General features: G+C 44.9%; 10 protein-coding genes. 4 read left to right on the forward strand and 6 right to left on the reverse strand.

What is annotated here, in order from left to right; translation table 11 throughout:
- Nucleotides 1–4: 4 nt before the first annotated feature.
- Entirely contained in the window at nucleotides 5–2,203 is a 2,199-nt protein-coding gene (malQ, locus tag ACXAER_RS02385; RefSeq protein WP_474826235.1) for a 4-alpha-glucanotransferase, read from the reverse strand.
- 236 nt (nucleotides 2,204–2,439) lie between these two features.
- Here malQ and gap point away from each other — a divergent pair, with 236 nt between their 5' ends.
- Together gap and ACXAER_RS02395 are read left to right on the forward strand one after the other, a co-directional pair.
- Nucleotides 2,440–3,435 (forward strand): type I glyceraldehyde-3-phosphate dehydrogenase, encoded by a 996-nt coding sequence (gene gap, locus ACXAER_RS02390; RefSeq protein ID WP_474826237.1) that lies wholly within the window; start codon nucleotides 2,440–2,442, stop codon nucleotides 3,433–3,435.
- A 178-nt stretch (nucleotides 3,436–3,613) separates the two neighbouring features.
- Nucleotides 3,614–4,465 carry a D-hexose-6-phosphate mutarotase gene (locus tag ACXAER_RS02395; protein ID WP_474826239.1) on the forward strand — a complete coding sequence of 284 codons (852 nt, stop codon included), beginning with the start codon at nucleotides 3,614–3,616 and terminating at the stop codon, nucleotides 4,463–4,465.
- A gap of 125 nt (nucleotides 4,466–4,590) precedes the next feature.
- Here ACXAER_RS02395 and ACXAER_RS02400 read toward each other — a convergent pair whose 3' ends face one another.
- The 5 genes from ACXAER_RS02400 to zwf are packed head-to-tail and all read right to left on the reverse strand — an operon-like array spanning nucleotide 4,591 to nucleotide 10,215.
- Nucleotides 4,591–5,235, reverse strand: coding sequence for a bifunctional 4-hydroxy-2-oxoglutarate aldolase/2-dehydro-3-deoxy-phosphogluconate aldolase (locus ACXAER_RS02400; protein WP_179983754.1), 645 nt, complete (start codon nucleotides 5,233–5,235; stop codon nucleotides 4,591–4,593).
- A 3-nt stretch (nucleotides 5,236–5,238) separates the two neighbouring features.
- The gene (locus ACXAER_RS02405) at nucleotides 5,239–6,192 is read right to left on the reverse strand and encodes a glucokinase (protein ID WP_474826242.1); all 954 of its coding nucleotides are present in this window, start codon (nucleotides 6,190–6,192) and stop codon (nucleotides 5,239–5,241) included.
- Nucleotides 6,192–8,018 carry a phosphogluconate dehydratase gene (gene edd, locus ACXAER_RS02410; RefSeq protein ID WP_474826244.1) on the reverse strand — a complete coding sequence of 609 codons (1,827 nt, stop codon included), beginning with the start codon at nucleotides 8,016–8,018 and terminating at the stop codon, nucleotides 6,192–6,194. The genes ACXAER_RS02405 and edd overlap by 1 nt, the downstream gene beginning before the upstream one ends.
- A 9-nt stretch (nucleotides 8,019–8,027) precedes the next feature.
- A complete protein-coding gene (gene pgl / locus ACXAER_RS02415) occupies nucleotides 8,028–8,720 on the reverse strand; it encodes a 6-phosphogluconolactonase (RefSeq protein WP_474826246.1) in 693 nt (230 codons plus the stop codon).
- A gap of 1 nt (nucleotide 8,721) precedes the next feature.
- A complete protein-coding gene (gene zwf / locus ACXAER_RS02420; RefSeq protein ID WP_458730979.1) occupies nucleotides 8,722–10,215 on the reverse strand; it encodes a glucose-6-phosphate dehydrogenase in 1,494 nt (497 codons plus the stop codon).
- A gap of 284 nt (nucleotides 10,216–10,499) precedes the next feature.
- On the opposite strand from zwf, the gene ACXAER_RS02425 reads away from it, so the two are divergent.
- Together ACXAER_RS02425 and pyk are read left to right on the forward strand one after the other, a co-directional pair.
- Complete coding sequence (locus ACXAER_RS02425; protein ID WP_474806210.1) at nucleotides 10,500–11,351, forward strand: MurR/RpiR family transcriptional regulator; 852 nt, start codon at nucleotides 10,500–10,502, stop codon at nucleotides 11,349–11,351.
- A 238-nt stretch (nucleotides 11,352–11,589) separates the two neighbouring features.
- Entirely contained in the window at nucleotides 11,590–13,026 is a 1,437-nt protein-coding gene (pyk, locus tag ACXAER_RS02430) for a pyruvate kinase (protein ID WP_474826249.1), read from the forward strand.
- Nucleotides 13,027–13,119 lie beyond the last annotated feature (93 nt).

The raw sequence follows: 13,119 nt of genomic DNA on the forward strand, positions 1-13,119 counted from the left end.
ACAATTAACCTTGGCTTGCTTGTTTTCTAGCATGAGTAAGTTTAGACGCTAACTCATTTATATCATGTCTATCAAACATCGACTCAATATTCTCAGTTAGCTTTCTGCGCCAATTTGGGTATTCATCGAATGTACCAGGAATGTTCACCGGCTTATCCATTTCTAACCAGTCTTCTAACTGAAGGCTTAACAGCGCACTTGAACCACCAGCCATGTGCACCTGCATACCGTTATTTAGATCGCGATTCATACCCGTGTGATTCACATCGCGACCCACATTGTCGCCAATTGAACCATGTCCATGCAGCGTATCAAGGATCGCTTGTTTGTTTTCATGACGATCTGCATAAAGCGTTTGAAGAATCTCATCTGTTGGATATAGCCCTATTTCTTTACCCAACTCTAAATCTAAACAGTGCCAGTAGCCGATAAGCGTTGGCATATCGTGGGTGGTCAAGGTTGACATGGACTGAACTGGATAATGACTAGGCGAGAAGAAACCACCGTCTTCTGCTTGTTCGAAGAAAAATACGCGATAAGAGTACACGCCGTTGTCAGCAAGCTTACTGCGGATTTCTTCTGGCACGGTGCCTAAGTCTTCACCTATGACAAGGCTTTGGTTACGGTGGCTTTCCAGCGCTAAGATACCAAGCAAATCATCAACTGGATAGTAAACATAACCACCTTCTTTTGCGTGGTCGCCTTTCACAACCCACCACAAACGCAGCAACGCCATGACATGGTCTATACGCAGTGAACCTGACGACGCCATATTAGACGCAAACAGGTCGATAATAGGTTGATAGCCCTGTTCATATAGCTTACGAGGGTCCATTGGCGGCAAGCCCCAGTTTTGTCCTAGTGGGCCCAAAATATCCGGCGGCGCGCCAACACTTGCACCCGTGCAATACAGATCTTTATTACCCCAAATTTCTGCACTGCCTTCGCTAACACCCACCGCTAGGTCGCGATAAAGACCAATGGTCATGCCGGCATCGGTTGCTTTATTACTTGCCACTTCAAGTTGCTGGGCAGCAATCCATTGAAGGAACAGGTAAAACTTAACTTCTTGCTTGTTAGCATTTTTAAACTTAGCCACTGCTGGATTGTGATAGTCTTTATATTCTTGTGGGAATACCGGCCAACCCCAACTTTCTTTACCTTTAGCTTTTAGGTGTGATTGCAGGGCATCGTACACTGCCAACATATCTAAGCTTTCACCACCCGCTTCCACAAAAGCATTAAACGCCTTATTTTGTTTGGTGCTTTTACGAAGGTATTTAGCATCGTAAACATCAAACACCGCTTTAAGCGCTGCTAACTTCACATGGGCTACTGCTTCATAGTCTACATGCTCAACATTACGGGCATGTTCTAGCGTAGCTCTAAACTCATCACTGTTAACTACCGTTTGCACTGATGCATCGTCGTAACCGTCAATAGCAGTTACATCGATATATAAATAGTTTAACCAGCGACGTGAGCTCGGCCCATAAGGAGAGCACGCATTAGGGTTAGCTGGGTAAAGCGCGTGAATTGGGTTAAGCCCGATAAAATCTGCGCCAACGCCCGCGGCTTTTTCGATAAGTAGTGCAAGGTCTGAGAAGTCACCAATGCCCCAGTTCTTTTCGCTGCGAACGCAGTAAAGCTGAACACTTAGGCCCCAGATTTTTTTGCCTTCTTTAATCTCTTTCGGTGTATAGCATGCCTCTGGTGCCACAATTAAGCGAGAGCGTGCGAATTCATCATCATCTGCACTTAATGCTACATCGTGATATCCAAGTGGTAAATCTAAAGGTAGGGTTACTACGTATTCATGAAATTCAACATCATCAATGTGCGCCATTGTCGTCATTTCTTGATCAACAGGCGTAAATTGATGGGTCTGTACGTCACCATTTTCACACGTAACAGTAAGTGTATGGTCGTCGTTGACCAACTCGATGGGTAAGCGAACGGCTAAATTTATTTCTTGGGTGTTTCGTACAACTTGAACAGGATTTAAAGGCGACAACCATACCGATGTAATATCTTGGTTAATTTGTGACTGAATTTTCTCATCACTACTGGTGTCATAGCCTAGCGTGTTTAGCAGTTTCGCTTTGCTTGATTCTGCGATGGTTGCTGGTTTTCCCCATGCGTCGACGTATTGGGTTTCAATTCCCCGCATTTCAACCAGTTGTTGCAGAAGTTGTTGTGTCATCGTGTGTCATTCCTGTTATTCGGTGAAAGACGCATAGGCCAAAGGTGCAAAGTGCGTCTGCAAACAAATTTTTAACATTATTCTAGAAACAAGGGCTTCGCGATATGTGAATACGATTGCAATAGCACTTGTTCGTAATTTTGCAACACTTTAGCTTTTTATTTTGCTAATTATGGCATTTTGATCCATACTTTACGTAATTTATTTTCATTTTATTTGAACAATCGGGGTACGTTATGACAATTCGCATCGGTATCAATGGTTTTGGCCGTATTGGTCGCCTAGTAATGCGTGCAGCTGCAGAACGCAACGACATTGAAGTTGTGGCTATTAACGACTTGCTAGACACAGACTACATTGCTTATCTTTTGAAATACGATTCTACACATGGTCTATTCGACGGTGAAGTTACAGTAGATAACAATAGTCTAGTGGTAAACGGCAAAACCATCCGTATTACTTCAGAAAGAGATCCAGCTGCGCTTAAGTGGGATGAAGTAGATGTAGACGTTGTTGTTGAATCAACAGGTCTATTCCTAACTAAAGAAACCGCAGCGAAACACATTGAAGCTGGCGCGAAAAAAGTGGTTATGTCTGCGCCGTCTAAAGACGACACGCCAATGTTCGTAATGGGCGTTAACCAAGAAAGCTATGCTGGCGAAACTATCGTTTCAAATGCGTCTTGCACCACTAACTGTCTTGCTCCACTTGCAAAAGTGCTTAACGACAAGTTTGGTATTGTAGACGGTCTAATGACAACAGTTCACGCTACAACTGCTACACAGAAAACTGTAGATGGTCCTTCAATGAAAGACTGGCGTGGCGGCCGCGGCGCGGGTCAAAACATCATCCCATCATCAACGGGTGCTGCCAAAGCAGTAGGTAAAGTAATTCCTGAGCTTAACGGTAAACTAACAGGTATGGCTTTCCGTGTACCTACCCCTAACGTTTCAGTTGTTGACCTTACGGTTAACCTAGCGAAGGCTGCTAGCTACGACGAAATCTGTGCTGCAATGAAAGAAGCTTCAGAAGGCGAGCTAAAAGGTATTATGGGTTACACTGAAGATGCAGTTGTATCAAACGATTTCTTAGGCGACGCACGCACTTCAGTATTTGACGCTACTGCAGGTATCGCGCTTACTGACACATTCGTTAAGCTTGTATCTTGGTACGACAACGAATGGGGTTACTCAAACAAGGTTCTTGACTTAGTAGCTCATATTTCTAAGTAATAAACAAAAATATAGAACAAATAGTTAAACTATTTGTTCTAAAGTTGAGTTAATCTAAAGGTGCAAACATTATGTTTGCACCTTTTTTTGTTATCTCAAAAATAAAGACGGTTTTTCAGCGACACACATTTTCACGTCGCCTACTTTGTAAGTTAAGTATTCAGTCCAAGGGGGACGTATGCCATCTGTGAATTCAGTTACCGTTAGCGAGTCTAATGGTCTTACCTTTTTAGACGTGGATAACGCTTTCGCCACAGCGCGCATAAGCTTATTTGGCGGCCATATTTTATCTTTTGTCCCAAAGGGCGATAACAAAGAGCGGCTTTGGGTAAGTCCACATGCCTATCTAAACGGCGAGCGTCCTATTCGCGGGGGGATTCCAGTGTGTTGGCCATGGTTTAGTGATGACCATGGTCGCGAAAAAGGTGCCCTTCCCTCTCACGGCTTTTTAAGAACCCAGGTGTGGAAGCTGGTTAACTCAGAAGAAACAGCAAACTGCACCACTATAACCCTTTCACCAAGCTTTACTCGGGCTGAGGGGTTTGAAAATGACTGCACTGTAACCATGGTTGTCGCTATCGGTGAAACTATGGACGTATCTTTGGTCACTGAAAACACAGGGGTGGTAGCATTCGACTTTAACTGTGCTCTGCACTCTTATTTTCATGTTGATGATATTCAGCAAGCAGTTATAAAAGGAATTAAGGGCGAATATAAAGACAAGCTTGACGATTGGGCGATAAAGCCTACGCCAACGCCTTACACTATTACCGGAGAAACCGACCGAATCCATCTTGCGCCCATTAAAAACGTTGATATTGAAGTAGGTGGCAATTCATTTACGGAAGTTGTCTCACAGGGCAATGATTCACTTGTTGTGTGGAACCCGTGGCAAGGTGCTGCGTCCATTTCAGATATGGACCCATTTGGCTATAAGCACATGCTATGCGTGGAGACGTCGTTAACACAAGGCACAACATTAGCACCTGGTGAAAGTCACACTCTTAGACAGACTATTGCTCCCAAGTAAACGTGTGGCTATATCGATGGTCTTTCGCGATGAGTCGTGCTTGCTAGCAATATCGAGTAGCAAAAGTATCTTATAAAAAAACCTGCCAATTGGCAGGTTTTTTAAAACGTAGAGCTTAGCGACTTTTACTGCTTAGCACCTGCAACGGCTTCTTTAGCCAGCTGCGTGATGCGCGCCCAATCACCTGACTCAATCGCGTCATCTGGTGCTAACCACGAACCACCTACGCACTTAACGTTCTTAAGCGCTAAGTAGTCGTTGTAGTTATTTGGACCAATACCGCCTGTTGGACAGAAGGTTACATCAGGGAAAGGACCGCTGATAGACTTGATAGCTTTAACGCCACCTGACGCTTCTGCGGGGAAGAATTTCATGTGGGTGTAGCCCGCATCTTTACCCTTCATAAGATCTGACGTTGAAGAAATACCTGGGATAAGTGGAATATCAGCATCCATACCCGCTTTAAGCAAGTCAGCCGTCATGCCTGGGCTAATAGCGAACTTAGCGCCTGCTTCAACAACGGCTTTTAGCTGTTGCGCGTTGGTTACCGTGCCCGCCCCGATCAAAGAATCAGGTACTTCTTCTGCAATGCGCTTAATTACGTCAATTGCTGCAGGTGTACGTAAAGTTACTTCTAAAACTTTAATTCCACCTTCCATTAGCGCTTTTGCTAGAGGAACGGCTTTTTCTACATCATTGATAACCAACACAGGTACAACTGGACCGGCCGCAAAAATTTCCTCTGGAGAGGTTTTCCATTTCGATGTCATAATTTAGCTCGCTGTATTTTGATTCAGATATGCAGCCGCACCCAATAAACCGTGATCAGGTTCTGCAATAAGATAGGTGGGAATGTCTTTAACGTAATGCTTCATTTGCCCTTTCGCTTCAAAACGCGCTCTGAAGTCGCTGTTTTGAATAAACTCAGGGAAACGATTTGCAATACCTCCACCAATAAAGATACCGCCAGTAGTCGCCATATTCAGCGCTATATTACCCGCGAAGCTTCCCATGATTCGACAAAACTGAGTCAGTGTTGCTTCAGCTAACTCACAAGTTCCGTTTAACGCCGCTTCAGTAATTTGCGCTGGCTCAGTAAAGGCTACAGGGGCAGACGCATCGTTAGCTAACGCAGTGTAGATATTGTGCAAGCCACGTCCGGACATCACTTCTTCAGCAGAAGCACGCCCCAATGTCGATTGCAAATGACGCCAAACCACAACATCGGTTTCATCAACAGGAGCGAAGTCAACATGACCACCCTCACCGTCTAATGTTTGCCAACCTGTCGAAGTCATAGTGATATGCTCAACGCCAAGGCCAGTACCTGGGCCAAAAACAGCAATATTGCCGTTCTCTTTTGGTGTGCCCTCTCCAATTTGAACAACTTGGTCTTCGCTTAGCACAGGTAATGAATGTGCCACTGCAGTGAAGTCGTTAATGACAAACAGCGCGTCTAGCTTAAGCTGCGAACGCAAAGCGTTTTGAGAAAAAGCCCAGCTGTGGTTAGTCATTACAACTTGGTCACCTAGCACTGGGCAGGCAATTGCAATACAACCTTGGGTAAAGTTGTGCTCTGGCGTGTCTTCAAAATACTGTGAAATAGCTAAATCGATGCTAGCAAAGTCATTACACATGTATTTTTTAATGTCAGTGACGCCCGACTCGGTTACTCTCGCAACGCGAATATTGGTACCGCCAACATCAGCCACAAACTTTTGGCTCATTACGCTTGCTCCTGCGTGTAAAACAGTGAACACGCTCCTTCTTCTGCACCAGTAAGGATGGCACGCATACCCGCAAACATTTCGCGTCCCATACCCACATGATGCTTCGCCAAGCTCGCTGGCGCAGCTTCACGTGCAGCTAATGTTTCATCATCAACGTGTAATGTTAATGCACCTGTTTCGGTATTAAGCTCGATGATGTCGCCTTCTTGCACTTTAGCAAGTAGTCCACCTTTATACGCTTCTGGAGTCACGTGGATAGCAGCAGGTACTTTACCTGATGCACCCGACATACGACCGTCAGTAACAAGGGCTACTTTAAAGCCACGGTCTTGAATTACACCAAGCGGCGGCGTTAGGCGGTGAAGCTCTGGCATACCAATGGCCGATGGCCCTTGGAAGCGAACAACCACGATACAGTCTTTATCTAGCTTGCCAGATTTAAACGCGTCATCCAGTTCAAACTGATCTTCAAACACAACCGCTGGCGCTTTAATAGTGCAATGCGGAGTACGAAGCGCAGATGTTTTGATTACGCCGCGGCCTAAGTTTCCGTCAAGCACGCTCAAACCACCATCAGGTTTAAATGGTGCATCAACCGTTGCTAATACCTCTTTATCCAGAGATTCTGTTGGGCCGTCGCGCCACTCTAGCTCGCCGTCTTTTAGCACAGGCTCTTTGGTGTATAGCTCCAAGCCATCGCCAACGATAGTTTTCACATCGTTGTGCAGTAATCCTGCGTCAAGCAGTTGCTTGATAAGCAACGACATACCGCCAGCGGCAACAAAGTGGTTAATGTCTGCTGAACCGTTAGGGTAAATACGGGTAAGTAGTGGAACCGCATTTGAAATATCTGAGAAATCGTCCCAGTTAACAATGTAGCCAGCAGCGCGCGCAACAGCGATAAGGTGCATGGTGTGGTTAGTCGAACCACCCGTTGCAAGTAGACCTACAAGACCATTTACAATGGCTTTAGCATCTACAATGTGGCCAATTGGCGTGTAGTTGTCACCAAGGTCAGTTAGACGAGTCGCTTGAACCGCAGCTGCTTTTGTTAACGCATCACGCAGTGGCGTACCTGGGTTTACAAACGAAGAGCCCGGTAAGTGTAAACCCATCATCTCAACCACAAGCTGGTTTGAGTTTGCTGTACCGTAGAAAGTACACGTACCAGCAGAATGATAAGACTGAGACTCAGCTTCAAGTAGTGCGTCGCGACCAACCTTGCCTTCAGCAAATTCTTGTCGAACGCGTGCTTTTTCTTTATTTGGCAAGCCTGATGGCATAGGACCGGCTGGAACGAACACCGTTGGCAGGTGACCAAACGTAAGTGCGCCCATTAGCAGTCCAGGTACGATTTTATCGCAAATACCCAGCATCAAGGTGCTATCAAACATGTTATGTGAAAGCGCAATAGCTGCGCCCTGAGCAATGTTGTCGCGGCTCATAAGGCTTAAGTCCATACCAGACTGGCCTTGCGTCACACCATCACACATTGCAGGTACACCACCGGCAAACTGCGCTACACTGCCCACTTCTTTTACCGCTTCGCGAATAAGCGCAGGGTAAGTTTCATATGGCTGGTGGGCAGAAAGCATGTCATTGTACGCAGACACAATAGCCACATTGGCTTTGGTCATCGAACGAAGGTCAGCCTTTTCACTTGTACCACATGCAGCAAAGCCGTGGGCCAGGTTTCCGCACGATAGTACACCGCGGTGTGGACCTTGACGGCGTGCGTCTTCAATCTTCTCTAAATACGCTTTACGCGTTTCTTTACTACGCTCGATAATTCGTTGCGTAACTTCAGCAATTTTTGGATTCATTCTTGTCTCCTATGGCGCCCACATCAGAGTGACCGGTGCTCTATTTACAACGGCAGTGATGGGCTTTTGCGCTTCGGTAGCATTTTCAATAGCGTCTAAAAGCACTTGCTTTTTCTTTTCACCCGTTAGGTGTAAAAAGATGTTTCGGCTATTGAGTAACGCAGGTAGCGTTAATGAAATACGTTGATGAGGTGCTGTTGTAGGTTGAACAGCAATGCAGGTTCTGCCGCTGCTCATATCTAAGCCGTCAAGTACTTGCTCAGAACAAGGGAAAAGCGATGCTGTGTGCCCGTCTTCCCCCATACCAAGGATTAATGCGTCAAAAGGCTGTGACATGCTGGCCAGATTAGACTCAGCTGCACTTACCCCTTCGTTTGCATCGTCAACATCGCTTTTCAGTTCGATAAAACGAGCTGCTGCGGCTTTATTTTGAATTAGATTATTTTTAACTAGGCTAGTATTGCTGGCTTCATGGCCCTCTTCAACCCAGCGTTCGTCAGCAAGGGTAATATCAACCTTATCCCACTCAAGGTCGGTCTCGCTTAACTGCTTGAAAAGCGCTAGCGGTGTACGTCCACCACTCACCACAAGCGACGCACGACCGCGAGTTTTAATACCTGTTTTAAGAATACTTACCAAATCTTGTGCAAATGCATCGGTAAGCGCGTCAGGTGTTTCAAATGATAGAGTTGTTAACGCCATATTACTTTTTCTTCCCTGTCTTGCTTTCGTACCAGCTGCGATTTTCGCGGGCCAGAAGACCAATAGAGTCTACCGGACCCCATGTACCAGCTTGATACGGCTCAGGTGGCTCGCTTGATTGCTTCCACGCTTCAAGAATTGAATCTACCCATGTCCAGGCTTGTTCAATTTCGTCACGACGAACAAATAGCGCCTGGTTACCTAGCATCACTTCAAGCAGAAGCTTTTCGTAAGCATCTGGAATGCGCTCGTCAGCAAAGGCTTCGGAGAAACTGAGGTTAAGCTTAGATTTTTGAAGATCCATCGAGCCTGAGCTAGTTAAACCTGGAACTTTATTCATTACGGTGATTTCTACACCTTCATCAGGCTGTAGACGAATAACCAACTTGTTAGGTGGAAGATTCTTAAAGCTATCACCAAATAGGTTGTGCGGTTGGCGCTTGAAGTAAATAACAACTTCACTCACCTTAGTCGGCATACGCTTACCTGTGCGCAGATAAAATGGCACGCCGGCCCAACGCCAGTTGTCAATTTCAGCTTTTATTGCAATAAAGGTTTCAGTTTTACTCTGTGTATTGGCACCTTCTTCTTCAAGGTAACCAGGTACTTCTTCGCCTTTAACAAATCCAGACGTGTACTGACCGCGTACCGTGCTTTCGTTAATGTTAAACGAATTGATAGGGCGAAGCGCTTTAAGTACTTTAAGCTTTTCATCACGAATGCTGTCTGCATCTAACGTTGTAGGCGGCTCCATTGCAACCAAGCTTAGGATTTGTAACAAGTGATTTTGCACCATGTCACGCATTTGTCCCGCATCGTCGAAATAACCCCAGCGCCCCTCAATACCTACTGACTCAGCAACTGAAATTTGAACATGGTCAATACAGTTGTGATCCCAGTTTGTGGCAAAAATAGAGTTGGCAAAACGAAGCGACACTAAGTTAAGAACGGTTTCTTTACCTAGGTAATGGTCAATACGATATATTTGTTTTTCGTCAAAGTATTCAGCGACTTGTTCGTTGATAACTTTCGACGATTCCAAATCGTGACCGATTGGCTTTTCAAGCACTACACGAACGCTTGAATCGATGATTTTGCAGCTATGAAGGCCGCGACAAATATCGCCATAAATAGCAGGCGGTGTAGCTAAGTAACACACCATGGTGCGAGTTGGGTCAACGTGGTCGTCTAAAACGCAGTAACTTTCCACATCTTTCATGTCTACGCATGCGTAATGCAAACGCGCTTTCATGCGCTCCCAAGTTTCTTCACATAAGTTCTTTTCACCAAACTTAATAAGGTTAGCGTGAACTTCTTCAATATATGCTTCAAGCTCCATTTCCTGACGCGCCACACCAACAATCGTAGTGTCTGGGTGCATCAAGTTAGCTTTTTCTAACTGATATAAAGAAGGCAATAACTTGCGTCGTGAAAGATCTCCCAGCGTACCAAAAAGTACAAAATCACAGGGCTCGTAGGAATTATCCAATACCATATTCGTCGACCTTTTAAATGTATGTGTGCGCGGCGTATTGTACAGTTATTTACAACACTAACGACTATTTTTACCGTATAGTTAACACCAAATGTAGTAAAATTACAACTTGAACCAACTATAGGATCTGAATCTTTACTATTTCCCTCAGTTTACCCTGATTTAACCTGTTTGAAACAACAAATTTTGTCAAAAAATTACATTTTTCTTGTCACAGACGTCACATTGGGTACTATTACAGATGTACCTTACAATAATTTGTGCTAACCAATTGCTATATCTGTATGAACATTTTAGAAAAAATCACACAAAACCAAGCGGCATTCAGTAAATCTGAAAAAAAGGTAGCTGAAGTTATTTTAGCTAACCCACAAACAGCCATTCATTCGAGTATAGCAACCCTCGCTAAAATGTCGGATGTTAGTGAGCCCACTGTTAACCGATTCTGTCGAAGACTGGACACGAAAGGCTTTCCAGATTTTAAACTTCATTTGGCGCAAAGCTTAGCTAACGGCACGCCATATGTTAATCGTCACGTCGATGAAAATGACAGCCCTGACGAATATACGAACAAGATATTTGAGTCTACTATGGCATCGCTTGAAGTTGCCCGTCAGTCGGTTAACGTCAATGTGGTAAATCGCGTAGTTGATCTACTCACCCAGGCTCAGAAAATTTCATTTTTCGGTTTAGGTGCGTCGGCATCTGTGGCTCACGATGCACTTAACAAGTTCTTCCGATTCAATGTGCCTGTTGTGTACTTTGAAGATATCCTAATGCAGCGTATGAGCTGTATGAATTGTTCGGCCGGTGATGTCGTGGTTTTGATAAGCCATACTGGTCGCACTAAAAGCTTAGTTGAAATCGCTCAAATCGCTCGAATGAACGATGCAACAGTTGTTGGTATTACATCGGCAGAAAGCCCTCTCGCTCAAGAGTGTACCTATGTGTTGTCATTGGAAGTGCCAGAAGATACCGACATGTATATGCCGATGGCTTCACGTATAGCGCAATTGACCCTTATTGACGTGTTGGCAACAGGGTTTACATTGCGCCGTGGTAATAAGTTCAGAGAAAACCTCAAGCGTGTTAAAGACACACTTCGGGGTTCACGATACGAAAAACGCGGCGATTAAATCGTCATTATTTTGATCATGGTCGCATTTATTGTCGTAGCAATTAGCGGCTAATGTACCGAGAAGAACGCCTAACTGGTCGAGCCAGTTAGGCGTTTTTGTTTATTTCATTCACATTATTGTCAAATTCAACTATTATTCTGTAATAAAATTACGTAAAGCGATTACAGGTATTATCCCATTGTGGAATACCTATCACTCTTTGTCTTTTCTAACTTAGAAACAGCGACGGAATCACATGACCAGAAGAACGAAAATTCTTGCCACCCTAGGACCTGCAACAGACTCACTCGAAAAAATCCAGGCGCTAATAGCGGCAGGCGCGAATACAGTGCGTATGAACTTTTCTCACGGGCAGGCTGAAGATCATATCGAGCGTGCCAAACGCGTGCGTCAGGCTGCAAAGAACTTAGGTAAATACGTAGCTATCTTAGGCGATCTTCAAGGTCCTAAAATTCGTGTTGCCCGTTTCGCCGAGGGTGCTGTTCATCTAGATATCGGTGCTAAGTTCGTCTTAGACGCTGAGTTAGGTCGTGACGAAGGCGATATCAACCAAGTAGGCATTGATTACAAAGCGCTTCCTGACGACGTATCTGCTGGCGATATCCTTCTTCTTGACGATGGTCGCATTCAGCTTCGTGTAACGGGTGTTGAAGGACGCAAAGTTGTTACTGAAGTCACCGTTGGTGGTAAACTTTCAAACAACAAAGGCATTAATCGTCAAGGCGGTGGCCTTTCAGCAGATGCACTTACTGACAAAGACAAAGAAGACATTAAAACTGCAGCAAAAATCGGTGTCGATTACCTTGCAGTGTCATTCCCACGAAGCGGCGCAGATTTAAACTACGCGCGAGAACTTGCTGAAGCAGCAGGCTGCTACGCGAAAATTTGTGCAAAGGTTGAACGTGCTGAAACCGTCGCTTCTGACGAAGCTATGGACGATATTATCGTAGCCTCTGATGCTGTAATGGTAGCTCGTGGTGATTTGGGTGTAGAAATTGGCGACGCAGAACTTGTTGGCGTTCAGAAGAAGTTAATTGCCCGCTCTCGTCAACTGAACAAAGTTGTTATCACAGCGACTCAAATGATGGAGTCGATGATTGATAGCCCAATGCCGACACGTGCAGAAGTAATGGACGTTGCAAACGCCGTATTAGATGGCACTGACGCGGTTATGCTTTCAGCTGAAACCGCTGCGGGTAACTTCCCTATCGAGACGGTTGCAGCAATGGCCCGTGTTTGTGAAGGCGCAGAAACTCATCCAAGCGTTAAAATTTCTAAGCACCGCATGGATCAGAAGTTTTCATCAACGAGCGAATCAATTGCACTTTCAGCTGTGTATGCAGCGAACCACCTGCCAAGCGTTAAAGCCATTGTAGGTTTAACTGAAAGTGGTACTACGCCAACATTGATGTCTCGTATTACTACGTCACTACCAATAATTGCCATGTCTCGTCACGAATCCACGCTTAACACTATGGCATTGTGTCGTGGTGTGAAGCCAGTTTACTTTGACTCATCTAACAGCGAACCAGGCAAATTAAAGTACGATGTTATTGCTTCGCTAAAAGACAAAGGCTTAGTGAAAAGCGGTGACAGCATCATCCTTACCTATGGCGATGAAATGGAAAAAGTAGGCGCAACTAACACTTTGAAAATTGTAGAAGTTGAATAGCCTGAAACGAATATTGAAAGCGAAGCTTGAGCTTCGCTTTTTTTTGCCTGAAATTTGAATAGATTTGGAAACTAAAAACGCCCCTTATACCTT

The sequence above is a fragment of the Alteromonas sp. AWJ4_199 genome (assembly GCF_056159165.1).

Coding starts and splice junctions, on each gene's coding strand:
- zwf (WP_458730979.1), bottom strand. CDS start 10,215: ATGGTATTGGATAATTCCTACGAGCCCTGTGATTTTGTACTTTTTGGT.
- ACXAER_RS02405 (WP_474826242.1), bottom strand. CDS start 6,192: ATGAGCCAAAAGTTTGTGGCTGATGTTGGCGGTACCAATATTCGCGTT.
- pgl (WP_474826246.1), bottom strand. CDS start 8,720: ATGGCGTTAACAACTCTATCATTTGAAACACCTGACGCGCTTACCGAT.
- malQ (WP_474826235.1), bottom strand. CDS start 2,203: ATGACACAACAACTTCTGCAACAACTGGTTGAAATGCGGGGAATTGAA.
- ACXAER_RS02395 (WP_474826239.1), top strand. CDS start 3,614: ATGCCATCTGTGAATTCAGTTACCGTTAGCGAGTCTAATGGTCTTACC.
- ACXAER_RS02400 (WP_179983754.1), bottom strand. CDS start 5,235: ATGACATCGAAATGGAAAACCTCTCCAGAGGAAATTTTTGCGGCCGGT.
- gap (WP_474826237.1), top strand. CDS start 2,440: ATGACAATTCGCATCGGTATCAATGGTTTTGGCCGTATTGGTCGCCTA.
- ACXAER_RS02425 (WP_474806210.1), top strand. CDS start 10,500: ATGAACATTTTAGAAAAAATCACACAAAACCAAGCGGCATTCAGTAAA.
- pyk (WP_474826249.1), top strand. CDS start 11,590: ATGACCAGAAGAACGAAAATTCTTGCCACCCTAGGACCTGCAACAGAC.
- edd (WP_474826244.1), bottom strand. CDS start 8,018: ATGAATCCAAAAATTGCTGAAGTTACGCAACGAATTATCGAGCGTAGT.